At 37.8% G+C, this 26,474-nt stretch carries 29 protein-coding genes; 22 read left to right on the top strand and 7 right to left on the bottom strand.

Annotated features, from left to right (window positions below; genetic code table 11):
* Positions 1-113: 113 nt before the first annotated feature.
* The 4 genes from gyrB to dnaA are packed head-to-tail and all read right to left on the bottom strand — an operon-like array spanning position 114 to position 6,175.
* Entirely contained in the window at positions 114-2,558 is a 2,445-nt protein-coding gene (gyrB, locus tag H4J54_RS18920) for a DNA topoisomerase (ATP-hydrolyzing) subunit B (RefSeq protein ID WP_220460986.1), read from the bottom strand.
* Between the two features lie 10 nt (positions 2,559-2,568).
* The gene (recF, locus tag H4J54_RS18915) at positions 2,569-3,666 is read right to left on the bottom strand and encodes a DNA replication/repair protein RecF (protein WP_182192473.1); all 1,098 of its coding nucleotides are present in this window, start codon (positions 3,664-3,666) and stop codon (positions 2,569-2,571) included.
* A gap of 15 nt (positions 3,667-3,681) precedes the next feature.
* Entirely contained in the window at positions 3,682-4,785 is a 1,104-nt protein-coding gene (gene dnaN, locus H4J54_RS18910; RefSeq protein ID WP_182192472.1) for a DNA polymerase III subunit beta, read from the bottom strand.
* A 28-nt stretch (positions 4,786-4,813) separates the two neighbouring features.
* Complete coding sequence (dnaA, locus tag H4J54_RS18905; protein ID WP_182136208.1) at positions 4,814-6,175, bottom strand: chromosomal replication initiator protein DnaA; 1,362 nt, start codon at positions 6,173-6,175, stop codon at positions 4,814-4,816.
* A 480-nt stretch (positions 6,176-6,655) separates the two neighbouring features.
* Here dnaA and rpmH point away from each other — a divergent pair, with 480 nt between their 5' ends.
* The 6 genes from rpmH to H4J54_RS18875 all read left to right on the top strand — a co-directional run bounded on the left by rpmH (position 6,656) and on the right by H4J54_RS18875 (position 11,549).
* Positions 6,656-6,790: a 50S ribosomal protein L34 gene (gene rpmH, locus H4J54_RS18900; protein ID WP_070375296.1), complete on the top strand. Its 135-nt coding sequence runs from the start codon at positions 6,656-6,658 to the stop codon at positions 6,788-6,790.
* A gap of 41 nt (positions 6,791-6,831) precedes the next feature.
* Complete coding sequence (gene rnpA, locus H4J54_RS18895) at positions 6,832-7,188, top strand: ribonuclease P protein component (protein ID WP_182192471.1); 357 nt, start codon at positions 6,832-6,834, stop codon at positions 7,186-7,188.
* Entirely contained in the window at positions 7,155-7,403 is a 249-nt protein-coding gene (gene yidD, locus H4J54_RS18890) for a membrane protein insertion efficiency factor YidD (RefSeq protein WP_182186645.1), read from the top strand. Before rnpA ends, yidD begins: the two co-directional genes overlap by 34 nt.
* 6 nt (positions 7,404-7,409) lie before the next feature.
* Positions 7,410-9,050, top strand: a complete 1,641-nt coding sequence (yidC, locus tag H4J54_RS18885) for a membrane protein insertase YidC (RefSeq protein WP_182192470.1) — start codon at positions 7,410-7,412, stop codon at positions 9,048-9,050.
* A 489-nt stretch (positions 9,051-9,539) separates the two neighbouring features.
* Complete coding sequence (gene mnmE / locus H4J54_RS18880; protein WP_182192469.1) at positions 9,540-10,925, top strand: tRNA uridine-5-carboxymethylaminomethyl(34) synthesis GTPase MnmE; 1,386 nt, start codon at positions 9,540-9,542, stop codon at positions 10,923-10,925.
* Between the two features lie 123 nt (positions 10,926-11,048).
* Positions 11,049-11,549, top strand: a complete 501-nt coding sequence (locus tag H4J54_RS18875) for a hypothetical protein (RefSeq protein WP_182192468.1) — start codon at positions 11,049-11,051, stop codon at positions 11,547-11,549.
* A gap of 361 nt (positions 11,550-11,910) precedes the next feature.
* Here H4J54_RS18875 and H4J54_RS18870 read toward each other — a convergent pair whose 3' ends face one another.
* Entirely contained in the window at positions 11,911-12,453 is a 543-nt protein-coding gene (locus H4J54_RS18870; protein WP_182192467.1) for a sel1 repeat family protein, read from the bottom strand.
* Between the two features lie 163 nt (positions 12,454-12,616).
* On the opposite strand from H4J54_RS18870, the gene H4J54_RS18865 reads away from it, so the two are divergent.
* The 16 genes from H4J54_RS18865 (at position 12,617) to traT (ending at position 25,625) form a co-directional block, all read left to right on the top strand.
* Entirely contained in the window at positions 12,617-13,060 is a 444-nt protein-coding gene (locus tag H4J54_RS18865; protein ID WP_182192466.1) for a flavodoxin domain-containing protein, read from the top strand.
* A gap of 409 nt (positions 13,061-13,469) precedes the next feature.
* Entirely contained in the window at positions 13,470-15,359 is a 1,890-nt protein-coding gene (gene mnmG, locus H4J54_RS18860) for a tRNA uridine-5-carboxymethylaminomethyl(34) synthesis enzyme MnmG (protein ID WP_182192465.1), read from the top strand.
* A 30-nt stretch (positions 15,360-15,389) separates the two neighbouring features.
* Entirely contained in the window at positions 15,390-16,016 is a 627-nt protein-coding gene (gene rsmG, locus H4J54_RS18855; protein ID WP_182192464.1) for a 16S rRNA (guanine(527)-N(7))-methyltransferase RsmG, read from the top strand.
* Positions 16,017-16,047: 31 nt separating this feature from the next.
* Entirely contained in the window at positions 16,048-16,848 is an 801-nt protein-coding gene (locus tag H4J54_RS18850; RefSeq protein ID WP_182192463.1) for a ParA family protein, read from the top strand.
* A 14-nt stretch (positions 16,849-16,862) separates the two neighbouring features.
* Positions 16,863-17,753, top strand: a complete 891-nt coding sequence (locus H4J54_RS18845; protein ID WP_182192462.1) for a ParB/RepB/Spo0J family partition protein — start codon at positions 16,863-16,865, stop codon at positions 17,751-17,753.
* A gap of 339 nt (positions 17,754-18,092) precedes the next feature.
* On the top strand, positions 18,093-18,485 hold the full coding sequence (locus tag H4J54_RS18840) for an ATP synthase subunit I (RefSeq protein ID WP_310650104.1): 393 nt from the start codon (positions 18,093-18,095) through the stop codon (positions 18,483-18,485).
* Positions 18,486-18,502: 17 nt separating this feature from the next.
* The gene (gene atpB, locus H4J54_RS18835) at positions 18,503-19,288 is read left to right on the top strand and encodes a F0F1 ATP synthase subunit A (RefSeq protein WP_182192461.1); all 786 of its coding nucleotides are present in this window, start codon (positions 18,503-18,505) and stop codon (positions 19,286-19,288) included.
* A 41-nt stretch (positions 19,289-19,329) separates the two neighbouring features.
* Entirely contained in the window at positions 19,330-19,557 is a 228-nt protein-coding gene (gene atpE / locus H4J54_RS18830; RefSeq protein WP_182192460.1) for a F0F1 ATP synthase subunit C, read from the top strand.
* Between the two features lie 33 nt (positions 19,558-19,590).
* Positions 19,591-20,061 carry a F0F1 ATP synthase subunit B gene (gene atpF / locus H4J54_RS18825; RefSeq protein WP_182192459.1) on the top strand — a complete coding sequence of 157 codons (471 nt, stop codon included), beginning with the start codon at positions 19,591-19,593 and terminating at the stop codon, positions 20,059-20,061.
* 14 nt (positions 20,062-20,075) lie between these two features.
* On the top strand, positions 20,076-20,609 hold the full coding sequence (atpH, locus tag H4J54_RS18820; protein WP_182192458.1) for a F0F1 ATP synthase subunit delta: 534 nt from the start codon (positions 20,076-20,078) through the stop codon (positions 20,607-20,609).
* 13 nt (positions 20,610-20,622) lie between these two features.
* Entirely contained in the window at positions 20,623-22,164 is a 1,542-nt protein-coding gene (atpA, locus tag H4J54_RS18815) for a F0F1 ATP synthase subunit alpha (RefSeq protein WP_182192457.1), read from the top strand.
* A gap of 27 nt (positions 22,165-22,191) precedes the next feature.
* Positions 22,192-23,052 carry a F0F1 ATP synthase subunit gamma gene (atpG, locus tag H4J54_RS18810; protein ID WP_182192456.1) on the top strand — a complete coding sequence of 287 codons (861 nt, stop codon included), beginning with the start codon at positions 22,192-22,194 and terminating at the stop codon, positions 23,050-23,052.
* A 58-nt stretch (positions 23,053-23,110) separates the two neighbouring features.
* On the top strand, positions 23,111-24,496 hold the full coding sequence (atpD, locus tag H4J54_RS18805) for a F0F1 ATP synthase subunit beta (RefSeq protein ID WP_146878249.1): 1,386 nt from the start codon (positions 23,111-23,113) through the stop codon (positions 24,494-24,496).
* Between the two features lie 46 nt (positions 24,497-24,542).
* Positions 24,543-24,962: a F0F1 ATP synthase subunit epsilon gene (locus H4J54_RS18800; RefSeq protein ID WP_182136225.1), complete on the top strand. Its 420-nt coding sequence runs from the start codon at positions 24,543-24,545 to the stop codon at positions 24,960-24,962.
* A gap of 286 nt (positions 24,963-25,248) precedes the next feature.
* Positions 25,249-25,428 (top strand): hypothetical protein, encoded by a 180-nt coding sequence (locus tag H4J54_RS19635; RefSeq protein ID WP_259367007.1) that lies wholly within the window; start codon positions 25,249-25,251, stop codon positions 25,426-25,428.
* A 5-nt stretch (positions 25,429-25,433) separates the two neighbouring features.
* A complete protein-coding gene (traT, locus tag H4J54_RS19630; RefSeq protein ID WP_259367008.1) occupies positions 25,434-25,625 on the top strand; it encodes a complement resistance protein TraT in 192 nt (63 codons plus the stop codon).
* 165 nt (positions 25,626-25,790) lie between these two features.
* Here traT and H4J54_RS18790 read toward each other — a convergent pair whose 3' ends face one another.
* Positions 25,791-26,039 (bottom strand): YdcH family protein, encoded by a 249-nt coding sequence (locus H4J54_RS18790; RefSeq protein WP_182192455.1) that lies wholly within the window; start codon positions 26,037-26,039, stop codon positions 25,791-25,793.
* An 11-nt stretch (positions 26,040-26,050) separates the two neighbouring features.
* Entirely contained in the window at positions 26,051-26,362 is a 312-nt protein-coding gene (locus tag H4J54_RS18785; protein ID WP_182192454.1) for a TraR/DksA family transcriptional regulator, read from the bottom strand.
* Positions 26,363-26,474: the final 112 nt, after the last annotated feature.

Here is a 26,474-nt window from a genome sequence, read left to right as displayed (position 1 = left end):
GCATTACTAAATGCTAGCACTAGATGTTAGCTATTTTTTATCTAAAAATATCTGCTTAGAAACAAAAATGCCCGATTTGATGATCGGGCATTGTTATCTCTATAGTTTAAAGGCTAAACATCTAGGTTAGCTACTTTAAGCGCGTTTTCTTCAATGAAGTGTCTACGCGGCTCCACGTGATCACCCATCAGGGTAGTAAACAATTGATCAGCTGCGATAGCGTCTTCAATAGTTACCTGTAACATTCTGCGTGAATCTGGATCCATGGTAGTTTCCCATAATTGATTGGGGTTCATTTCACCTAGACCTTTATAACGTTGAATATATTGGCCACGTTTAGATTCAGCCATTAACCAATTTAAGGCTTCGTCAAACTCAGTTATTTGCTTAATCTTTTCGCCACGTTTAACGTAAGCACCTTCTTCCATTAAGCCATTCACTGCTTTATTTAAACTTTGAATTGAGGCAAATTCTTTTGAGTCAAAAAATTCATAGTCACAATCATAAACCGTATCAATACCATGTTTACGGACATTAAAACTTGGATAGTAAACATGGCGTTCTTGGTCATGCTTAACTTCAACCGTATAGATAGAGCCATTACCATCTTGCTCAGAAAGCTGTTTTAGTAGATCCGCAGTCCAAGATTCAACGTTGGCTTTAGTTTTGAATTCTTCAGTGGTAATGAGTTCACCGTAGATCATCTTTTCTAGAATATCAGCAGGAATTAAACGCGATACGCGCTTAATAGTTTCGTGAGTTTTACGGAACTGTTTTACTAAATTTTCTAAAGATAAGCCTGATAAGGCCGGTGCAGATTCATTAACATGAATTTCTGCATTCTCTAATGCCAGTGATGTTAAATACTCAACTAAGCCATTTTCATCTTTTATGTAACGTTCTTGCTTACCTTTTTTCACTTTATAAAGTGGTGGTTGAGCAATATAAATATAGCCACGTTCCATTATTTCAGGCATTTGACGATAGAAAAATGTTAGTAATAATGTTCGGATGTGTGAACCATCGACATCAGCATCGGTCATAATGATAATGCTGTGATAACGCAGTTTTTCTGGGTTATATTCATCACGACCAATACCACAACCTAATGCTGTAATTAATGTGCCAACTTCTTGAGAAGATATCATTTTATCAAAACGCGCTTTTTCTACGTTAAGAATCTTACCTTTCAATGGCAATATAGCCTGATTTTTACGGTTTCTTCCCTGCTTAGCAGAGCCACCAGCAGAGTCCCCTTCCACAATATAGAGTTCAGATAGTGCTGGATCTTTTTCCTGACAATCAGCTAACTTGCCTGGTAAACCTGCAATATCTAACACCCCTTTGCGGCGAGTCATTTCTCTTGCTTTACGCGCTGCTTCACGAGCACGAGCGGCGTCAACAATTTTCATTATGATAGTGCGAGCAACCGAAGGCTTTTCTAACAGGTATTCACCTAATTTTTCACCCATAGCTTGTTCTACTGCGGTTTTAACTTCAGAGGAAACAAGCTTATCTTTCGTTTGAGATGAAAACTTAGGATCAGGTACTTTAACTGAAATTACCGCAGTTAAGCCTTCACGAGCGTCATCACCAGAGGCACTAGTTTCAGTACTGCCACCTTTTTTAGTTTTGTTCAAACCTTCTTTAACCATATAGCTATTAAGCGTACGGGTTAATGCGGTACGAAAACCACTTAAGTGAGTTCCGCCATCGCGTTGTGGAATGTTATTAGTGAAACAGTGAATGCTTTCTTGGAAGCCATCGTTCCACTGCATTGCCACTTCAACTACGATGCCATCTTCTCGTTCTAAATCGAAATAGAAAATCTCTTCATTAACCGGCGTTTTATTGGTATTTAAATAATCAACAAAAGCTTGAATACCACCATCAAATTGAAAGTGATCTGACTTACCTTCTTCACGTTCATCAATAAGTCTAATTGATACACCTGAATTCAAAAATGATAATTCACGAATTCTTTTTACCAGTAAGTCATAGTGAAATAGCACATCAGTAAAGGTCTCTTCACTTGGCCAAAATCTGACTTCTGTCCCGGTTTTATCACTTTCGCCAACCTGTTTCATTGGCTCTTGTGGTATGCCGTGGTGATAAAATTGTTCAAATAATTTACCCGCTCGACGAATATTTAGTTTCAATTTACTACTGAGAGCATTTACTACTGAAATACCAACACCGTGTAAACCACCTGAAACTTTATAGCCTGAGTCTTCACCACCGAACTTACCACCTGCATGCAATACTGTCATGATAACTTCAGCGGCAGAAATACCCTCTTCTGGATGAATTTCTGTTGGAATTCCACGACCGTCATCCTTTACAGATACCGAGCCGTCTATGTGAATTTTAACAATAATATCAGTACAGTGACCTGCAAGAGCTTCATCAATTGAGTTATCCAACACCTCAAATACCATGTGATGAAGGCCTGTGCCATCATCGGTATCACCTATATACATCCCTGGTCTTTTACGAACTGCATCTAAGCCTTTTAGTACTTTTATACTAGCCGAGTCATATTCATTTTCTATTGTCATAGCTTGTAGCCTACTCACTCATTACTGATAGTTTGCCATGTTTCACGTGAAACATTTTATAGTTTTCTTTCTGTGGAACGAGTTGTTCCACTGCTGTTTTATCTATTGCGGTTACAATTACCTGACATTCAATTCCTGCTATTGCATTATTTAATAACGCTCTAGAGTGAATATCTAATTCTGCACCTACATCATCAATTAATAAAATTGGTTTTACTAGATTAACTCTTTCAATTAGTTTTGCTTGAGCAAAAGTTAACGCCAGTAAAAACAACTTCTGCTGTCCACGTGACAATTGGTTATCGACTGATGCACCTCTTAATAAAAAACGAACATCAAATTTTTGTGCGCCAAATAAGCTATAACCATAAGCTAATTCTTTTTCTTTATATTGTTGTAAAACATCGTACAAATTTTTCTTACTATTCCAACCTTGTAAATATTGAATAACAATATCATCTGATACTGAAGGTAACATTATTTTCAACCAATAACTTAATTCTTTAGTCAGCTCTTCAACATAACTTGCTCGTAGATTAGCTATTATTTGCGAGCTATCAATAAAGACATCGGTCCAATAGTTTAACGTGCTACCCGCAGTTTTACTGCGTAAACAGGCATTACGCTGTTTAAGGATTCGTGAAAATTCTCTCCAATGATCTGAAAATGAATGTTTCACGTGAAACAATCCTAAATCAACAAACCTTCTTCTCTGCTTTGGGCCACCAAAAAATATTTTAAAACTTTCTGGCGTGATCACTTGCACAGCGATATTTTTTGCCAGCACAGAGAACTTTGTTTCTTTTTCACCATTTATACGTATTTCAGTATTTGCTGTACTTTGTCCATTAAAGAGTTTGCGTACACCCATCTGGCAATCTTTATGAGTTTTAGCACTGACGGTAAAACTAGGCTTAGTATGCTGAAGCAAGTTTTCTACTTTTGAACTACGAAATGACTTACCGTGACCCAAATAGAAAATAGCCTCTAATACACTACTTTTACCACTACCGTTATCACCAATAATAAAATTGAGATCTGGATGTAATTCAACCGATACGCTTTCAATATTTCGTAAATCTTGAATAATTAATTTACCAATACTCATTGTAATAGGTTGTTGTTACAAACGCATTGGCATAACAACATACAAAGCTTCTCCAGATTCTCCACCTTCAATAACCACACTACTGTTAGCATCGGCTAAAGTAAATTTAACCTCATTTTCTTTAATAGCATTAAGTACGTCTAAAACATAACTAACATTAAAACCGATTTCAACTTCCTCATAAGGAAAGTCAATTTCAATCACCTCTTCAGCTTGTTCTTGCTCAGGGTTGTTCGCGGTTATCTTTAGCTCTGTACGACCAAAGTTAAGTCGAACACCTTTAAATTTCTCGTTCGATAAAATAGATGCACGAGAAAGTACTTGCCTAAGTACATCTTTATTGGCATTAAGAATTTTATCACCGTTACGTGGTAATACCCGACGATAGTCAGGAAAACGACCATCAACCAGTTTACTGGTAAATGAAAATTCGCTATCAATAATGCGTATGTGATTAGCGCCTAGAAAAACCTGTACACCTTCATCAACTGGGTCGAGTAAACGAATAATCTCTAAAATACCTTTGCGCGGTACAATCACTTGTCGAGCAGGGAGTTCAAGCGCTTGATTAGATATTTTGCAGATAGCTAAACGGTGTCCGTCGGTAGCAACAGAACGTATTTCGTGACCTTCTGTTTCTATCGACATACCATTGAGATAATAGCGCACGTCTTGGTTTGCCATTGAAAAATGGGTGCTTTCAATTAAGCGTAATAATTCAGACTTTAATAAACTAAATTCTACGTCACCTTGCCATTGTTCAATATTAGGGAAATCACTGGCTGATAAGGTTGAAAGTGAATACTTACTACGACCTGTGCTAATTGTTATAACATCGTTATCAGATTCAAAGGTCAGCATAGAATCATCGGGTAAACTTTTACAAATATCAAGTAACTTACGAGCAGGAATAGTGACTTTCCCATCCTCTGCTTGATTATCTACACTTGCATAAGCAACCATCTCCAGCTCTAAATCAGTAGCTGTTAATGTAAGTGACTGCCCACTTACATCAAAGAGTATATTACCTAAAATAGGTAATGTACTTTTTCGCTCTACAGCACCAGAAACCAATAACAAAGGTTTCAGCAGTAATTCTCTAGTTAATGAAAATTTCATTTCTGACTCACTTGTAACTTACTTATTATTATGATGACAATGTTCTAGTTAAATTTGAATAATCTTCTTTAATATCGTGAGACTCTTCACGTAAAGATTTTACCTTACGACAGGCATGTAATACAGTCGTATGGTCACGACCACCGAAGGCATCACCAATTTCAGGTAAACTATGGTTAGTTAGCTCTTTAGATAATGCCATGGCAATTTGACGCGGTCTAGCTACTGAGCGATTTCTTCGTTTAGACAGTAAATCTGCCACCTTAATTTTATAATATTCTGCAACCGTACGCTGAATATTATCAATAGTGACCAGCTTGTCTTGTAAAGCTAATAAGTCGCGCAATGCTTCTCTAACAAAATCAATCGTGATGGCTCGACCCGTAAAGTTAGCATTTGCTATTACCCTATTCAAAGCGCCTTCTAATTCACGAACATTTGAGCGCAAGCGTTTAGCAATAAAGAAAGCAACTTCGTCGGCTAAATTGATATGACTTTCTTGTGCTTTTCGTTTTAATATGGCGACACGAGTTTCTAATTCTGGTGGTTCAATGGCGATGGTTAACCCCCAACCAAAGCGAGATTTTAAACGATCTTCAACATCCACTTCTTTTGGATAGCGATCACTGGTCAAAATTATTTGTTGATTGCCTTCAAGTAAGGCATTAAAGGTATGAAAAAACTCTTCTTGAGTACGATCTTTACCCGCAAAGAATTGAATATCATCAATAAGCAAGGCATCAACTGAACGGTAATATTGTTTAAATTTTTCCATCGCGTTGTTTTGTAACGCTCGCACCATATCTTGCACAAACCGCTCTGAATGCATGTAGGCAATTTTTGCATTGGGTTTATTAAGTAAAATACCATTACCGACCGCATGTAATAAATGTGTTTTACCTAGGCCAGTACCACCATAAATAAATAAAGGGTTATAAGCCGCGCCTGGATTATCAGCCACTTGTGACGCCGCAGCGCGGGCCAATTGATTTGATTTACCTTCAACAAAATTATCAAAGGTATATTTAACTCTGATATTGGTTGTTTTTGGTAAATTACTTTCTGGTGGTGGAGTATCTCGATTTGGCGTTCTGATGTTGGGTTGCAATTGGTTAATACTATTTGGAATATTAGTCTTTTGTGCTGGGATACTACCCACATCAAAACGCAATAATGGTGGATTTGCACTGTCTTGCATCCCCACAAGTTCATTAATGCGATTAACATACTTGTCTCTAACCCAGTCCAAAACAAATCGATTTGGCGCATATAACGTCATAATATTGTCTGTGATCACGCACTGTAACGGACGTATCCACATACTAAATTGTTGTGCGGGCAATTCTTCTTGAAGAACAGACAAACATTTTTGCCAAAGTGTATGATCCAACAACCGACTCCTGATAAATACTATTCTCCCTGCATTTAATAACCGGTACAAATGGACGGTAAAAAGACAGAAAAGTAAAAAAAATTAATTTTTATAATTAGCCTATTATCTCTATAGTTATCCACAACATCAATATTGACTTTTCAATAAATGGCTTTTATTTTCAGTTATTTTTAGTAAACTCAGTTAAATTAGGCCCCCTGCCTATTTTTAATCGCAAATTAGTGTTAAAAAATATTTCAATATACTATTTAATTATTACTGAATATGACCGAGTTACTTGCAGCGAAAAAGCTAAATTGTGATAAAACTGTGGATATATTTGTGATCCAGACGATCCATAGACGATCATTTGAAAATAGCTAGTGAATAAGCATTGACAAAGTATACTTCTCTATATAGAATTTCGCTTCATTTTTAGACCCAGTGTGCTCATGAAGGCTGTTTTGCCAGGGCAACAACAACAGACGGATTAGCGTAATGAAAAGAACATTTCAACCTAGTGTATTAAAACGTAAGCGCAACCATGGCTTCCGTGCTCGTATGGCTACGAAAAACGGACGTGCTGTAATTTCACGTCGTCGTGCTAAAGGCCGTAAAAGCCTTAGTGCTTAATCTTTTAACTTGAAACTTAAGTTAAAAGAACAGTGACCGCTATGGTTACTTATGAATTTAATCGGGAGTCACGTTTGTTGACTCCCGGTCAATTTCAAGCTGTATTCGCAAAACCTCTTCGTTTTGGCTCTAGCCACATCACAATACTCGTCACTCCAAATTCTGATAGTAATAACCGTCTCGGTCTAGCCATTGCTAAAAAACGGGTTAAACTGGCTGTTCAACGAAATCGTATCAAACGACAAATTCGCGAGAGCTTCCGTTTAAATCAACATAACCTTCCCTTTGTCGATATAGTCGTTATGGTAAAATCTGGCACTGACAAGCTCGAAAATAAAGAAATTAATCAGCAATTGGAAAAAATATGGCGAAAAATAATTCAACGCCACAAAAAGTAGCTATTACACTAGTAAAAGCCTACCAGCGCTGGCTTAGCCCATTGCTTGGACCCCATTGTAGATTTAATCCAACATGCTCTTTTTACGCGATAGAAGCAATTAATCGCTTTGGTGTGATAAAAGGTTGTTGGTTAGCAGGCAAACGTATACTAAGATGCCACCCACTCAATGCGGGAGGACTTGATCCCGTGCCACTATCAAAAAAAGAGAAATAAGACATTATGGAATCCCAACGCAGTTTTCTTTTTATTGCGCTTATGGTTGTTACCTATTTGCTATTTAACCAATGGCAAACAGACAAAGCTCCAATTCTTGAGCAACCAGCAGTAACTCAACAAACAACGCCAAGTACTAGTAACGGCGAATTTGTTCCTGAGTCATCAGCTACAGCAACGTCTATCAGCAATGAAACAAAAGTAGTTAGTGCTACACTAATTACAGTCAAAAATGATGTTTTATCACTAAAAATTGATACTAACGGCGGCGACATTGTTGAAGCTAAATTACTTAAGTTCGATACAGAACAAGGTAATGGCATACCCTTTACTATATTGCGCAACGACCGTGACCGCTATGTAGCGCAAAGTGGCTTAACTGGCGCACAAGGCTTAGACCGTGTTATTCCTGGTCGACCTATTTATCAAACATCAGCCACTTCTTATCAAGCAAACGCGGGTGAGCCGTTAGTAATTGATCTAAATTATCTTGATGACGCAGGTTTGTCTGTTACTAAGCGTTTTACGCTCAATGACGACAGCTATGCCATTAATGTTGAATATATCATTGCCAATAACGCGACAAGCCCTGCAAGCGTACAAATGTATGCACAACTAAAGCAAACCACTTTAATTGATAGCTCAAGCGGTTTAATTCCGACTTATGTCGGTGCGGCCTATTCAACAACTGAAGATATATACGAAAAATATGACTTTGATGATATCGCTGAAGCCAACCTGAGTGTTACAACTCAAGGTGGTTGGGTTGCTATGTTGCAACACTATTTTGTATCCTCTTGGGTACCAGAAAAAACTTCAGATAATCAATTATATACTAGATACTCTAGTAACAAAGACGCAGTGATCGGCTTTAAAGCTCCGGCAATAACGATTGAGCCTAACAGCACAGCAACCACATCAGCGACTTTTTATGTCGGTCCAAAAGACCAAGATGTATTAGAAAGTATTGAAGAAAACCTTGATCTGACTATTGATTACGGATTTTTATTCATGATCAGCCAGCCATTATTCTGGTTGCTTATCAAAATTCAATCTATTGTCACTAACTGGGGTGTAGCGATTATTATCATTACCCTTATCGTTAAAGGTGGTATGTATCCATTAACGAAAGCGCAATATACCTCAATGGCTAAAATGCGGGCACTACAACCTAAAATGGCGCAGCTAAAAGAGCGTTTAGGTGATGATAAACAAAAAATGTCACAAGCCATGATGGAACTTTATCGTAAAGAAAAAGTAAATCCTGCTGGTGGTTGTTTACCCTTAATTATTCAAATGCCTATTTTCCTAGCACTATACTGGGTATTTTTAGAAAGTGTTGAATTACGTCATGCACCCTTTATGTTGTGGATACAGGATCTATCAGCACAAGACCCGTTTTACATTTTACCGGTATTAATGGGTGTCAGTATGTTCATTATGCAAAAAATGCAGCCAATGACAGTGCAAGATCCTATGCAACAAAAAATAATGCAGTATATGCCAGTCATGTTTACGGTATTCTTTTTCTGGTTCCCATCAGGCTTAGTACTTTACTGGTTGGTCAGTAACCTTATTTCAATTGCACAAATGAAGATAATATTCTCGGGCATCGAAAAGGCCAAAGAAAAAGAAAAAGCCAAATAAGGTTATTTTTTATCGACTAAAAAGGTAGCTCAGGCTACCTTTTTTTATAACTTAAATTTGAGGCTATGGATAGTTATTTGAATATATACCAGATAAAATTAATGGCTATACTGATACTTAAAATTTAAAGAGCATTATTTAGCTAAATATTATCAACACCTTAAAATGCCTTTAAATAACTTATAGCGATCGATATTATTTTAATTTATCCTAATATAGTCACCTTTGTTATCCCTCTTTCTTCTCTCATTGTTTCCTTCCTGTAAAAATAACACACAGAAAACAGTAATGCCGACTGCAGGAGAAAACATACGACAAATATAAATAACATTAACCAGCGCTTATTCACCTATACCAAGACTCATATCAAGCGCTTATGCCATTCAAAGCAGAATAAATTACACAATAGCTCAGTGTACATTTGCAGCAGGTCATTAAGGCTTTATAATATCGCCAATTAAAGCCTAAACCGTTAACTGAGAAACTAACATGACCGACCTAGCTTTTACATCAGGCCAAAAAGAAACCATAGCAGCACAAGCTACAGCTCCAGGCAGAGGTGGTGTTGGTATCATCAGAGTTTCAGGGCCTGAAGTTAAAAATGTCGCTCAAGCCATATTAGGTAAAGTGCCTGAATTGCGCAAAGCAGAATATTTAACCTTTAAAGATCATAAAGGCCAAGCACTAGACCAAGGCATAGCACTGTATTTTAAAGGCCCTAATTCCTTTACCGGTGAAGATATTTTAGAACTACAGGGCCACGGAGGTCCGGTTATTTTAGATATGTTGCTCAAAGAAATTTTAACGTTACCTAAGGTACGCATGGCGGGCCCTGGTGAGTTTAGTGAACAAGCATTTCTTAATGATAAACTTGATTTAACCCAAGCAGAAGCTATAGCAGATTTAATTAATTCAAGCTCAGAACAAGCGGCCCGCTGTGCTTTACATTCGTTACAAGGCGATTTTTCTAAACTGGTACATCAGATGGTAAACGACACTATACATTTACGTATGTATGTGGAAGCCGCGATAGACTTTCCAGAAGAAGAAATAGATTTTCTTGCCGACAAAAAAGTGCTCAATGACTTAAAGGCCATCATTACCCAAGTCGCAGAGGTAAAAAATAAAGCACAACAAGGCAGTATTATTCGTGAAGGCATGCGGGTGGTTATTGCCGGTAGACCTAACGCGGGTAAGTCAAGCTTACTTAATGCTCTTAGTGGTAAAGAAAGCGCCATAGTCACTGATATTGAAGGCACCACGCGTGATGTATTATCTGAACAAATACACATTGATGGTATGCCACTGCATATTATTGATACCGCAGGGTTAAGAGAAAGTGTCGATGAAGTAGAGAAAATAGGTATTGAAAGGGCTTGGCAGGAGATCAAACAAGCAGACCGTGTCTTGCTAATGATTGACTCAGCACAGGATGAAACCGAGGATCCAAAAGCAGCTTGGCCAGAGTTTTTTGAAAAGTTACCCATTAATATCGGCTTAACTATCATTAGAAACAAAGCTGATATTAGCCAAGTAAAAACCGGTTACAGTGAACTCAATGCCACACCGACAATAACCTTGTCGGCAAAAACAGGTGCAGGCGTTACAGAGCTAACTGAGCACCTAAAACATATCATGGGTTACCAAGGTAGCACCGAAGGAGGTTTTATGGCCAGACGACGTCACTTGGTCGCTCTTGAACAAGCCCACCAACACTTAATTATTGGCTTAGAGCAACTTGAATCCTATGTTGCTGGGGAAATTCTGGCTGAGGAACTACGTTTTTGTCAGCAAGAACTCAATAAGATCACCGGTGAATTTACCAATGATGATTTATTAAGTGAAATATTTTCATCCTTTTGTATTGGTAAATAAAGCAAAAAATAATATGGTGCTAACTTAAAGCGAATTTATTTAGCACTATATTTTAAAAATAATTTTATATTCACCCATTTAATTAGCAAAACTCAAACACTTTTTATGACAAGGAAAGGAAAAATGAAGTTTATAAAAATAATTATATTAGTTGCTGCTATTGGAGCCACTAGTAATGCCGTCACAGCCGCTAATTTAACGCCTGATTTAGTGCAATGTGCCAATATAAAAAGTGAAAAACAAAGACTTCAATGTTTTGATGATTACATTGATAAATATTCAACAAAAATAGCGGGTGATATCACTATAGTAAGCGAACCAAAAGCGACAGAAATTGAAGATAAAGCCGAATTAGTATCATCCTTCGGTCAGGCTCATCTATATTCAAACAAAGAGCGTGAGTTTGATGAAATGACATCAACAGTTAAATCTGCAAGAAAAAATTTACACAAAAAATGGGAAATTGAATTAGAGAATGGTCAAGTTTGGGTAGAAAAAGGAGGCGATAAACGAGCTAAGTTTTCTGAGGGAGATCCTATAGTAATAACAAGAGGGATCATGAATAGTTTTAAGCTTAAGAAAGTTGGTACTAAACGCAGAATTAGAGTAAATCGCACTTTATAAATAAAATAACGATCCCAGTAATATTATCGATATAACTGCCTATCATTAATTCCCGTATAGGGTTTAGGATAGGCAGACTATAAACCCTCAGACAAAGCTATTAAATAATAGCCCCCCCTTAATAAGCTGTTTAAAGCTAATAACTAAGGTAACCCTTAAGGACAAGTTAAACGCCAAACTTGAAAAGCATTTTGACTATAGACTTTATCAGCTATTGAACAGTAATAACGCCAATAACAACCAAAATGGCCACTGTTCTAAACACATTAATGCCAAAAATAGGAAGGTTCAGTTGAAAAATATCATGTTCGAGGATGAAATCTTAAGCCGTAGTTAGTCAAAAATAATCAATTATCATAGGTTAATCAATCGCCATTGCATCTAAATCATCAACAAAATAATAGCCATTAAAAACCTCAATTTTATTGCACCTATGCGAAGGTTGCTTAGAGCCTAATGTTTTTACATTTTTACATTTTAAGCGCTGGCTTTTAGCACCATATAACTTTATATATTTTTCTCCCTCTAGCGCTAATATTTCTAAAGTCTCAACAGCTAGTTTATCGTGCAGCATTTTTAGTGGCAGTTTCCAAGCTTGAGTTTTTTGTTCGTTGGCAACAGTAAGCCACCCGTAACTTTTAGTTAAATCTTGTTTTGTACCTTGTGCATTTAAATACATACTACCAACAATATACTGCGATGTTTTATCGCCTCTTTTAGCAAATATTTCAAGCTTAAGTAAAGCTTCATTATAATCGTTGACTTGATATAACCTGATAGCCGTTTTCAATTCTTTGTTATAACTAATGATATCAAGTACCTTCTCTGAGGAGAAAGCATGACTGATAAATGAGATAGAAAGTATGATTGTCGCAATAATTAAATAACTAATGGGTTTATTCATCTTAATTCCAAAGCAAATTTTATATTGAATTGAGAATAACTATTTTGATATTTCAATGTTTTTTTAATTGTAATAATGTGTTACTTATAACTTTATAATATATATAAAAATATATAAAATTTTAATCTATAACAAGAAAAAAATACTTTAATAGGAAGAGTAAATGAGTTCATTTCAAGTCATAGTTGGCAGTATGTTAGGCGGCTCAGAATATGTCGCCGAGGCCTGTGAAGAAACATTAATCGCACTCGGTCATCAGGTAGAACTACATTTCCAACCTAATTTTGCACAAATATTAAGCGAAAAACAAACTTGGTTAATTTGTACCTCGACACATGGCGCTGGCGACTATCCCGATAATATTCAAGCATTCGTGACAGATCTTGAAAATAGCGATCAAGATCTATCCTCAGTTAAGTTTCTAACGATCGGTCTGGGTGATTCAAATTATGATACTTTTTGCTATGCAGCGAAAAACATAAATAAACTTTTATTATCAAAGGGTTGTAATGAAAACCTACCTTTGATCACACTAGATATGAGTCAAGATATAGATCCAGAAGAACGATCTCAAACTTGGTTATATGAAAATAAAGATCATTTATAACCAACTTACCCATAAGTTATTAACAATTACAGCCCACCCAAAAGCCCATTGTGGATAACTCTGGGTAAAAGCTATTAATTTTCTATTATTATTCAGTGTATAGAAATGGAATTAAATCACCTTGTGGATAAGTAGCTGTTTTGATCAGAGCTTATAAGTGACTTGATCAAAGCTTGATCACAAGAATACATGACTATTAATATATTGTTTTATATAAACAAAAACGACTTATCAACAGAAAAAGGCGACCTTAATAAGTAATAATAATAAGATCTTTAAAGAGATCTTTATATATTACTTAAGGATCAAGCTTAGATCTTTTCCTAAATTAGATCATTCCCATGAAGCGAAAAAGGCGCTAAAATACCGCTCTTAAAAATTAAATAGCAAAAACTAAGGTCAGTAATTTATGTGGTATCAAGAGTCTTATGACGTAATTGTTGTTGGTGGCGGTCATGCTGGAACAGAAGCGTCACTTGCAGCAGCTCGCATGGGCTGTAAAACACTATTGTTAACCCACAACATTGACACACTTGGTCAAATGTCCTGCAATCCGGCGATAGGCGGTATTGGCAAAGGACATTTGGTTAAAGAAATTGACGCCCTCGGTGGCATAATGGCAACCGCAGCTGACCATGCAGCAATACAATTTAGAACCTTAAATGCCAGCAAAGGCCCTGCTGTACGAGCTACTCGGATACAAGCCGATAGAAATTTATATCGAAACTTTGTCCGTAACTATTTAGAAAACCAAGAAAATTTAACTATATTTCAACAACCCTGTGATGATCTTATTTTGGAAAATAATAAGATCGTAGGTGTTTCTACTCAAATGGGATTGAAATTTAAAGCTAAAAGCGTTGTGCTAACGGTGGGTACTTTTCTAGCAGGCCAGATCCATATTGGTCTAAATAATTATCAAGGCGGTAGAGCCGGTGATCCAGCCAGTGTAAACCTTGCGGCTCGTTTACGTGATATGCCCTTTAGAATTGATCGTTTAAAAACGGGAACACCACCACGCTTAGACGGTAGAACCCTTGATTTTTCTGTTATGGCAGAACAACCAGGTGACGATCCTAGACCGGTATTTTCTTACATGGGCTCAAGAGACAATCATCCAAGACAAGTTTCTTGTTTTATTACCCATACTAATCAGAAAACCCATGATATTATTAAAACTGGTTTAGACCGTTCACCTATGTATACCGGTGTTATTGAAGGCGTTGGACCACGTTATTGCCCATCAATTGAAGATAAAATACACCGTTTTGCGGATAAAGATAGCCATCAAATATTTGTCGAACCTGAAGGCTTAAATACTCATGAAATTTATCCCAATGGTATTTCTACTAGTTTGCCGTTTGATGTGCAGATGGATCTAGTTAGATCGATCAAGGGTTTTGAAAATGCCCATATAACTCGTCCAGGTTACGCTATAGAATATGATTTTTTCGATCCTCGCGACTTAAAGCAAACACTAGAAAGTAAATTTGTTGAAAACCTTTATTTTGCTGGCCAAATTAATGGCACTACCGGTTATGAAGAAGCCGGTGCTCAAGGGCTTGTTGCAGCAACTAATGCCGCGGCAAGAGTACAAGGCAAAGAAGAGCTAGTATTAACAAGAGATCAAGCCTACATGGGCGTTCTCATTGATGACTTAGCCACCTTAGGCACCAAAGAACCTTATCGTATGTTCACCTCACGTGCTGAGTATCGCTTATTGTTACGCGAAGATAACGCTGATATACGCTTAACAGAAAAAGGTCGCGCTTTAGGTTTAGTTGACGATCTACGTTGGCAACGATTTAATGAAAAAATGGAAAATGTTGAACTTGAACGTCAACGTTTACGTTCAACTTGGTTACAAAAGGATCATCCAGCCGTTGATCAAGTGAATACCTTGTTGAAAACGCCTTTAAGTCGTGAGAACAATTTAGAGGATCTTCTTCGACGTCCAGAAGTTCGATATGACGATCTGGTCGCTATTGAAGGTTTAGGACCTAAACTCGCAGATAAACAAGCTGCTGAGCAAATTGAAATTCAAATAAAATATGCTGGTTATATTGACCGACAGCTGGATGAAATAGCGAAAAAGAAGCGCCATGAAAACACGTTAATCCCAGTAGACTACGATTTTAGCCAGATATCAGGCTTGTCAAATGAGGTTGTTGCTAAGCTCTCAGACGCTCGGCCTGAAACTATTGGTAAAGCATCGCGTATTTCTGGTATTACTCCAGCAGCAATTTCGTTATTATTGGTTTATCTGAAAAAACATGGCTTATTACGCAAAAGTGCTTAAATAGTCAGCATAAACGAAAGATTCCACCTTATGACATTATCTGACCAACTTGTTGCTCTGATTAAGGAAACCTCGCTTGAGGTTTCAACAGAGCAAATTTCTTTACTTATCCAGTACGTTGAATTATTAAACAAATGGAATAAAGCCTACAATCTAACCTCAGTACGCGATCCTAAAGATATGATGATAAAACACATCATGGATAGTTTGATGGTGGGTCCGCATCTTAAAGGTCAGTCATTTATTGATGTTGGCACTGGGCCAGGTTTACCAGGCATTCCGCTTGCTATCTTGTATCCTGAGCGAAATTTTGTATTATTAGACAGTTTAGGCAAAAGAATTACCTTTTTAAGGCAAGTAGTTTTCCAATTAAAGCTTAATAATGTTACACCCGTTAAATCACGTGTTGAACAATATCATCCAGAGCAACCTTTTGATGGCGTATTAAGTCGAGCATTTTCATCGTTAAACGATATGGTAACTTGGTGTGAACATTTAGTCAGTGTTGAACACGGCCGGTTCTTAGCATTGAAAGGTATTTATCCTAGTGATGAAATTGCGGCTTTACCGAGTAATATAGCGGTTGCAAATAGTTATGCTATTGCCGTTCCTCAATTAGACGGCGAACGCCATTTGATTGAATTAGTTAAATCATAATGAAATTGAGCAGAAAAGTATTGAGGATCCTGTGGGAAAAATAATCGCGGTTGCAAATCAAAAAGGTGGTGTCGGTAAAACGACAACCTCAGTCAATCTTGCTGCTTCGCTTGCGGCAACTAAACGTAAAGTTTTACTGGTCGATCTTGATCCCCAGGGTAACGCTACTATGGGTAGCGGTATAGATAAATACGAAGTCCCAGCAACATGCTACGAATTACTTATAGAAGAGCATCCATTTGAAGACGTAGTTTGTAGAAATACAACGGGTATTTATGATCTTATTGCTGCAAATAGTGATGTAACTGCGGCTGAAATTAGATTGATGGAGGTTTATTCTCGAGAACATCGTCTGAAAAATGCTTTATCAAAAGTAAATCAAGACTACGACTATATTATTATTGATTGTCCACCTTCATTAAATATGTTGACGGTTAACGCCATGACCGCAGCAGACTCGGTGTTAGTACCGATGCAATGTGAGTATTATGCTTTAGAAGGTTTAACCGCTTTAATGGATACCATTTCACAATTAACCTCAGTCGTTAATAGTAAACTCCATATTGAAGGTATTTTACGGACCATGTACGACCCTCGTAATCGTTTAGCTAATGATGTATCTGAGCAATTAAAGCGCCATTTCGGTGATAAAGTTTATCGTACTGTTATTCCACGTAATGTGCGTTTAGCAGAAGCACCCAGTTTTGGTGCTCCAGTGATGTACTACGATAAATCATCTACAGGTGCAAAAGCTTATCTTGCCTTGGCGGGTGAAATATTACGTCGTGCAGAACCGAAAAAACCCTCTACACCGCAAGTCACTACAGAATAATAATAAGGAATATTATGAGTCAAACTAAACGCAGAGGTCTAGGTCGCGGTCTTGATGCCTTATTAACAAAACCATCAGCAGATTTAACCGGTGATTTAGGTGATAAAACAGATACGCCAAGCAAAAATGCTGAATTACATAATTTACCAATAGAACAATTGCATCCTGGTAAGTATCAACCGCGCAAAGATATGTCGGTAGAAGCCTTAGATGACTTAGCGAACTCCATTAAATCGCAAGGCATTATTCAGCCTATTATTGTCCGGCCAGTCAGTGAATACAGTTATGAAATTATAGCTGGTGAGCGTCGTTGGCGTGCAGCTCAAATAGCGGCATTAGATATCGTGCCTTGTTTAATAAAACATGTGCCCGATGAAGCTGCAGTGGCGATTGCTTTAATAGAAAATATTCAACGTGAAGACTTAAATGCGATGGAAGAAGCTATCGCATTAGAACGATTGCTGATTGAATTTGAATTGACCCATCAAGAAGTTGCCGACGCGGTTGGCAAGTCAAGAACGGCGGTAAGTAACTTATTACGCTTAAATAATCTTAACAGTGAAGTTAAAACCTTGCTTGAGCATGGCGATATCGAAATGGGCCATGCTAGAGCACTATTAGCTTTAGATAATGACATTCAAACGAATACAGCACGTATTGTGGTAGCGAAAGAGTTAAACGTGCGTGAAACAGAAGCATTAATTAAAAAATTACAACAACCGGCAAAAGAAATAGTCACCAAGTCGGTAGATCCTAATACTAAGGCATTAGAGCAAAACTTATCTGAAAAATTGGGCTCACATGTTGCGATAAATCACAATAAACAAGGCAAAGGAAAATTAGTAATATCTTACAGTGATCTGTCAGAACTTGATGGTATTGTTTCACGCTTTAATTCTTTTTAGCGCGACCTTAAAATAAGCCGCTAAAATCGACAAGGTTTAATAACTTAGATTCAAATAATCAAAACTTGTGAATAGCCATTTTTGATCGACTGAAAAATGGCTAATTATTTGCTGTTTTTCCTTTTGCTTTTGTAATTCATCAGTAATGTTTTAATCTTGGATTATACCTTAGTCGTAATTTACTCATTTAAGGGAACATTTTGCAGATAATGTCATCAATGAGCGGCCTCTCTTGTTGCATTAGTGCTGTAATTCAGTATACTTGCGACGGCTTTTTAGAGATGTAAAATTATCTTTAAAAAACTGTAAGCATTACGAAAAATGTCGTAGGAGTTTCTGGTGAGTTTATTTATTCATAATGAGTTAGCTAGGCCAGGAAGAGAATTTGCTTTTAAGCAAATATTAGTCTCGATAGTCATTGTTTTGCTTTGCAGTGTAGCAACATATTTTATTTGGGGATTATCGTTTGCACACTCGGTATTAAGTGGTGGCGCAATCAGTATAATCCCTAATTTTGTCTTTGCTCATAAAGCATTTAAATATGCCGGAGCAAGATCGTCAGAAAAGGTATTAGATGCCTTTTATAGTGGCGAAAAATTGAAAATAGTATTAACGGCCGTTTTGTTTGCGCTAGCCTTTAAATTTTTAGCGATAGAGCCCATAGCTTTTTTCAGCAGTTTTTGTTTAGTAGTGGCTTTGCCATTATTAACACCATTTTTGTTTAAACTTTAATCATTGGGATCATTAATATGTCTGCAAGTGCTGAATTAACCAGCCAAGATTATATCAAACATCATTTAACTAATTTGTCTACTGGTGAAGGGTTTATGACCGTTCATTGGGATACTCTTGGTTGGTCGGTGTTTTTGGGCTTAGTATTTCTTTTTATCTTTCGTTCTGTTGCCGTTAAAGCAACTACTGGTGTTCCCGGTAAGTTACAATGTGCAGTTGAAATGATTGTTGAATTTGTTGGTGATAGTGTTAAAAGCACTTTTCACGGTCACAATCCTTTAATTGCGCCACTAGCATTAACTATTTTTGTTTGGGTTCTCTTGATGAACTCAATGGATTGGGTACCTGTTGATCTATTACCTTGGCTTATTAGTTTGGTATCAGGTATCGAAATGTCTAATGTTTATATGAAACCTGTACCTACCACAGATCCGAACATGACCTTTGCTTTAGCAATAGGTGTGTTTATATTAGTTATTTACTATTCAATTAAAGTTAAAGGTGTTGGCGGATTCATCAAAGAATTAACCACTCAACCTTTTGGTCATTGGTCTTTATATCCAGTGAACTTTATTCTTGAAATGGTTACCATGTTAGCTCGTCCTCTATCTTTAGCGTTACGTTTATTCGGTAACCTATATGCAGGTGAGTTAATATTTTTACTCATTGCGACAATTGGTTTATATCAATTGCCAGTACACTTTTTATGGGCTGCATTCCACTTATTAATCATCCCATTACAAGCGTTTATTTTCATGATGTTAACTATTGTATATCTTAGTTTAGCTCACGAAGATCACTAATTTTCAACTTAACTTTAACTTTAAAATAACCGGAGATAAATATGTTATATATCGCTGTTGCTCTACTAATCGGTCTTGGTGCTTTAGGTACTGCGATTGGTTTTGGTCTTCTAGGTGGCAAATTCTTAGAATCAGCTGCTCGTCAACCTGAACTTGCACCGCAACTTCAAGTAAAAATGTTCATCGTAGCGGGTCTTATCGATGCTATTGCTATGATCGGTGTTGCTATCGGCCTATACCTATTATTCGTTGTAGGCGTTCCAGCTTAATTAAAACCGCGAATTTAAATAGGAGGTACGCAAATGAATATTAATATGACCTTAATCGGTGAGTTAATTGCATTTGTAGTATTCGTAATTTTTTGTATGAAGTTTGTATGGCCACCGATTACGGCTGCCATCGAAGCTCGTCAAGCAACTATTGCTGACGGACTTGCTGCTTCAGACCGTGCCGCTAAAGATCTTGAGCTTGCTCAAGAGAAAGCTACAGCACAATTAAAAGAAGCTAAAGCGCAAGCGGCAGGTATTATAGAAGCTGCTAAAAAGCGTGAAGTTCAGATAATTGAAGAAGCTGCAGTTAAAGCACATGCTGAAAAAGATAAAATCTTAGCTTCAGGTCATACAGAAATTGATACTGAACGTAACCAAGCTAAAGAAGAATTGCGCCAACAAGTGGCTATTCTTGCTGTAGCGGGTGCCGAGAGAATTCTTGAGCGTTCAATCGATGCCGCTGTACATAGCGACATTTTAGATAAACTTGTAGCTGAACTTTAGAGGGAAATGAGCTTATGTCTGAATTGACAACCATCGCTCGTCCCTACGCTAAAGCGGCGTTTGATTTTGCTATCGAAGCGAATACAGTTGAAAACTGGTTAGAAATGCTAGTTTTCGCTGCACAAGTTGCTAACGACACTACTATAAAGAATTATCTTTCTGGTGGCGCGTCAGTAGAACAAGCACAAGACATTTTTTTGAAAGTCTGTGATGTTCAACTCGATAGCAATGGCCAAAACTTAATTAAAGTGATGGCTGAAAATCAACGTTTATTGGTGCTACCACAAGTTGTTACTCAGTTTCGCGAACTAAAAGCGGAACATGAGAAAACAGTTTCTGTGGATGTAACGTCTGCTGTTGAATTAACAGCAGAACAAGAAACTACATTATGCGCTGCGCTTGAAAAGCGTTTGGCTCGAAAAGTAAAACTTAATTGTAACATTGATGCAAACGTAGTCTCTGGCTTAGTAATAAAAGCTGGTGACATGGTAATAGATGGTTCAGTACGAGGTAAATTGAACCGCTTAGCAACAATAATGCAATCCTAACGGGGAACAGAGTATGCAACTGAATTCCACTGAAATCGCTGAACTGATCAAGAGTCGTATTGAACAGTTTGACGTAGTTAGTGAAGCTCGTAATGAAGGTACTATCGTTTCTGTAACTGACGGTATCATTCGTATTCATGGTCTTGCAGACGTAATGCAAGGTGAGATGATTGAACTTCCTGGCAATCGCTTTGCTATCGCTTTAAACCTTGACCGTGATTCGGTCGGTGCGGTAGTTATGGGTCCTTATGCGGATCTAGCTGAAGGCGTTAAAGTAAAATGTACTGGTCGTATTTTAGAAGTACCAGTAGGACGTGGCTTATTAGGTCGCGTTGTTAACACACTTGGCGAACCAATTGACGGTAAAGGACCTATCGAAAACGATGGTTTTGCACCAGTTGAAATGGTAGCACCAGGTGTAATCGATCGTAAGTCTGTTGATCAACCTGTACAAACAGGTATTAAATCAATCGATTCAATGATTCCAATTGGACGTGGTCAACGTGAACTTATCATTGGTGACCGTCAAATTGGTAAATCTGCAATCGCATTAGATGCAATTATCAATCAGAAAGACACAGGTATTAAGTGTGTATACGTAGCTATTGGCCAAAAAGCCTCTACGGTTGCAAACTTAGTTCGCTCATTAGAAGAACACGGCGCGTTAGATAATACTATCGTTGTTGTAGCTGGCGCTTCTGAAGCAGCCGCACTTCAGTACTTGTCAGCATATTCTGGCTGTACTATGGGTGAATACTTCCGAGATCGTGGTGAAGATGCACTAATCGTATATGATGATTTGTCTAAGCAAGCAGTTGCTTATCGTCAAATTTCATTACTTTTACGTCGTCCGCCAGGCCGTGAAGCTTACCCAGGTGACGTTTTCTATCTTCACAGTCGTTTACTTGAACGTGCTGCTCGTGTAAACGAAGCATACGTTGAACGTTTCACAAATGGTGCTGTAAAAGGTAAAACAGGTTCTTTAACTGCTTTGCCTATCATTGAAACGCAAGCGGGTGATGTATCTGCATTCGTACCCACTAACGTAATCTCAATTACCGATGGTCAGATTTTCTTAGAATCTAACCTATTTAACTCAGGTATTCGTCCTGCGGTTAACGCTGGTATTTCTGTATCACGTGTTGGTGGTGCTGCTCAAACTAAAATCATCAAGAAATTAGGTGGTGGTATTCGTTTAGCATTAGCACAATATGCTGAATTAGCAGCGTTTGCTCAATTTGCCTCAGATTTAGATGACGCTACACGTGCTCAACTAGAGCATGGTCAACGCGTTACTGAATTGATGAAGCAAAAGCAATACAGCCCATTGTCAATTGCTGAAACAGCTGTATCTTTATTTGCCGCAGAAAAAGGCTTTTTAAATGATATCGCTATCAACAAAGTTGTTGATTTTGAAGATGCATTACGTTTATACGTAAACAATGATCACGCTGAGTTGATGGCTACTATCAATGAAAAAGGCGACTATAACAAAGATATCGAGTCTGGTTTAGCGAAAGCGATTGAAGCTTTCAAAGCTACTCAAACTTGGTAATTTAGTTAACCTTTTCGGAGAATAGTCATGGCCGGTGGTAAAGAGATAAAATCGAAGATCGGAAGTGTAAAAAACACACAGAAGATCACCAGCGCAATGGAAATGGTTGCAGCAAGCAAAATGCGTAAAGCGCAAGATAGCATGGCTGCCTCTCGTCCATACGCTGAAAATATGCGAAATGTGATCGGTCACATCGCGCTTGGTAATTTAGAATTTCGTCATCCTTATATGGTTGAACGTGAAGCTAAGCGCGTAGGTTATATCGTTGTCTCAACAGACCGTGGTTTGTGTGGTGGTTTAAATATTAATTTATTTAAACAAGTGCTTGCTGATGCAGGTAAACACCAAACAGCTGGTGCCGAAGTTGAATTTGCCGTAGTGGGTTCTAAAGCTACGTCATTTTTCAACAATATGGGTGCTAAAGTTGTTTCACAAATTTCTGGATTAGGTGATAGCCCATCGCTAACCGATTTAATCGGTAGTGTGAAGGTTATGCTAAATGCCTATGATAATGGTGAGATAGACAGATTGTTCATTGTATATAACAAATTTGTTAATACCATGACGCAAAAGCCGACAATCGATCAACTTTTACCTTTGCCTAAGTCAGATGATGACGCTATTAAGCATCGCTGGGATTATATATACGAACCTGATGCTCAAGCAATACTTGAACATTTATTGGTGCGTTATACAGAATCTCAAGTATATCAAGGTGTGGTTGAAAACCTCGCATGTGAACAAGCCGCTCGTATGGTTGCAATGAAATCTGCAACTGATAATGCGGGTGACCTAATTGATGATTTACAATTGGTATACAACAAAGCTCGTCAAGCAAGTATTACTCAAGAATTGGGTGAAATTTGTGCTGGTGCAGCAGCGGTATAAGCAAAGGTTCTTTGTTTATTTTATTAGTAAATAAGAGCACAAGATTAGAGGATTAAACATGAGTACAGGTAAAGTCGTCCAAATCATTGGCGCAGTTGTGGATGTAGAATTTCCACAAGATGCTGTACCTCAGGTATATGACGCGTTAAATGTAACTGAAGGTGACCTTTCAGGCTTAGTACTAGAAGTACAACAGCAATTAGGTGGTGGTGTAGTTCGTACTATCGCCATGGGTTCATCAGATGGTTTGCGTCGTGGTCTGAACGTAGAAAACACAGGTAATAACATCCAAGTACCAGTAGGTGTATGTACATTGGGTCGCATTATGAACGTATTGGGTGAGCCTATCGATGAAGCTGGCCCAATCGGCGAAGAAGAAAAGTGGTCAATTCACCGTCAAGCGCCAGCCTATGCTGACCAGGCGTTGTCAAATGAACTACTTGAAACCGGTATCAAAGTAATAGATTTAGTTTGTCCATTCGCTAAGGGTGGTAAAGTGGGTTTATTCGGTGGTGCTGGTGTTGGTAAAACCGTTAACATGATGGAACTTATTCGTAACATTGCGATCGAGCATAGCGGCTACTCAGTATTTGCTGGTGTAGGTGAGCGTACTCGTGAAGGTAACGATTTCTATCATGAAATGAACGATTCAAATGTACTTGATAAAGTGTCACTTGTTTACGGTCAAATGAACGAGCCTCCAGGAAACCGTTTACGTGTTGCCTTTACTGGTTTGACAATGGCTGAAAAATTCCGTGATGAAGGTCGTGACGTATTATTCTTTGTTGATAATATCTACCGTTACACCTTAGCTGGTACTGAAGTATCTGCCTTGCTAGGCCGTATGCCATCAGCGGTTGGTTATCAACCAACACTTGCTGAAGAAATGGGCGTGTTGCAAGAGCGTATTACTTCAACGAAGAAAGGTTCAATCACTTCAATCCAAGCGGTATACGTACCAGCAGATGATTTGACTGATCCCTCTCCAGCTACTACTTTTGCTCACTTAGATGCAACAGTTGTATTGAGTCGTGATATTGCTTCGCAAGGTATTTACCCTGCAATTGACCCACTAGATTCTACTTCGCGTCAATTAGACCCATTAGTTGTTGGTGCTGAGCATTATGAAACAGCTCGTGGTGTTCAATCAACATTACAACGTTACAAAGAACTTAAAGATATCATCGCCATCTTAGGCATGGATGAGTTATCTGAAGAAGATAAATTATCGGTGAATCGCGCACGTAAGATTCAACGTTTCTTATCTCAACCGTTCTTTGTTGCTGAAGTATTCACCGGCTCTCCTGGTAAGTATGTATCACTTAAAGACACTATTAGTGGCTTTAAAGGACTACTTGCAGGTGAGTATGATGATTTACCTGAGCAAGCTTTCTACATGGTTGGTTCTATTGAAGAAGCAGCTGAAAAAGCTAAAAACATGTAATGAAGGCTGGTGATTAACATAAGTTAGTCACCTATTAGGAGGTCAAATGGCATTACTTTCTGTAAATCTGAATGTTGTTAGCGCTGAAGAAAGTTTATTTTCGGGTAGCATTGAATCATTACAGATCACAGGTAGCGAAGGTGAATTAGGCATTATGCCTGGTCACGCACCTTTGCTGACCTCACTAAAACCTGGTATGGCAAGAATCGTTAAAAAAGGTGGTGATGAAGAAATCATTTATCTTTCTGGCGGTATGCTAGAAGTTCAACCAAATAACGTTACTGTATTAGCGGATATCGCGGTACGTGGCGCTGATTTAGATGAACAAGCGGCACTACAGGCTAAAGAACGCGCAGAGAAACACTTGAATGAACATGGTAATGATGTTGATTACGCAGAAGCCGCAGCTGAACTAGCTCGTGCTGTTGCGCAATTACGTGTTATCCAAGCAACAAGTAAAAAATAACCTCCGCGTTTTACATTAAGTTTTAGTGATAAAAAAAAAGCGACTTTTACCTCGGTAAATAGTCGCTTTTTTATTATTTATTATTGTTGAAAAAATAATTACTCCACTACTTTACTTAGCCGCATAACTCACCCATTTCTAGGTTCATTTTAACCCTATCTCATTATTTGAAGACCAAAATTGCCAGCCTAAATAAGAAAATCAGTACATCTATATTTGTTGATCCTGTGCCAGCAAATAAAATAAAAATTTATCTAGAGGTTAGGATCGCGGTAATGGTTATACTTTGACAGATAACCCTGAGAAATCTCAGTATAGGAAGAGTATTTTTGTCAGAAACTTAGAGAAAACTACACCGGAAGCATTAGGTGCTGGTTTTCAAGAGGCAAGTATAGGTGCGGCAGCATCAGCAGCTACTGGTGGATTATATCAGGGTGCAGTGCAGCAGGTATTGTTGTCGGCTTAGCCTCAATGGTTGCCAACGCTTATGTGCAAGATGTGGTGTATTTACTTGTTGCTGACATACAAATTAAAGAGCGTGCTAAAAAAGGCGTTATTGTTCGTCGTGACTCAAAAGTTAATACTAAAATATCTGATGATGGCGCAAGCACTCAAACTTATTCCGAGGCAACAAATCTGAAAGAGTATAGAACCCGGTGGTGACTACAACAAATAAAGCTAATATAGAGCTTGAAGAGGCATAGCCACTAATGTTTGATAAAACAGCTTATGCAATGTCGGCATTCTTTTAATGGTTGAGCAGGTATAAGCTAGTTATGTTGATAAGCCACAATCCTTTAAAAGGGTTGTGGCTTTTTATAACTGACTTTATGCTGACAATTGTGCTTTTTTTAGTAAAGTATATAACTCATCTTTTAAGTGTAAACGGGCTAATTTTTGTTGTTCTAAATAGGTATCTGATGTTGGCTCAACACCAACTTCTATACGGTGAACTTCTTGATCTAACTGATGATAATCTTTAAATAAACGGGCAAAATGTGCATCGTGAATTTTTAAGTGATGGATTTCTTTTTCTAACTCTGGAAATTCATGGTGTAAGTCGTGTTTTTCTATCATTAGGGTTGCTCCTATTTAGCACAATTAATACAAGTATCGATATAAGGTAATATTTTTAAACGCTTGGGGTGGATAACGCCATTGCATTGGCTGCAAAAACCATATTCTTTGTTTTCAAAACGGGTTAACGCTTGGTTGATTAAGCCGAGTTCAATTTTAGCTTCGTGATGAATTTCATTAAGCACTTCATTATTTTCGTTTTCGCAAGTCTGTTCAGAAAAATCTTGAGAACGACCTTTTCCAAAGTCTGATTCAATTGCACTAATACGTCGTTGAAGTTCATATTTTTTCTCTAATAAGCTACTTAGAATTTCTTTATTCATTAGCATTCCTCCTCAAGCCTTATTTCATTTTAAGCCTCTAGTTGCTAACTGCTTTGATCTAGCGCAATAATTTGCTCAAGTTTTTTAGATTACTTAAGGATTAAAACTTAGT

The sequence above is a fragment of the Colwellia sp. MB3u-8 genome (assembly GCF_014076985.1).
Lineage (GTDB): Bacteria > Pseudomonadota > Gammaproteobacteria > Enterobacterales > Alteromonadaceae > Cognaticolwellia.
The sequence above is the reverse complement of the archived record's forward strand: the minus strand, read 5'-3'. Positions and strand labels throughout refer to the sequence as shown.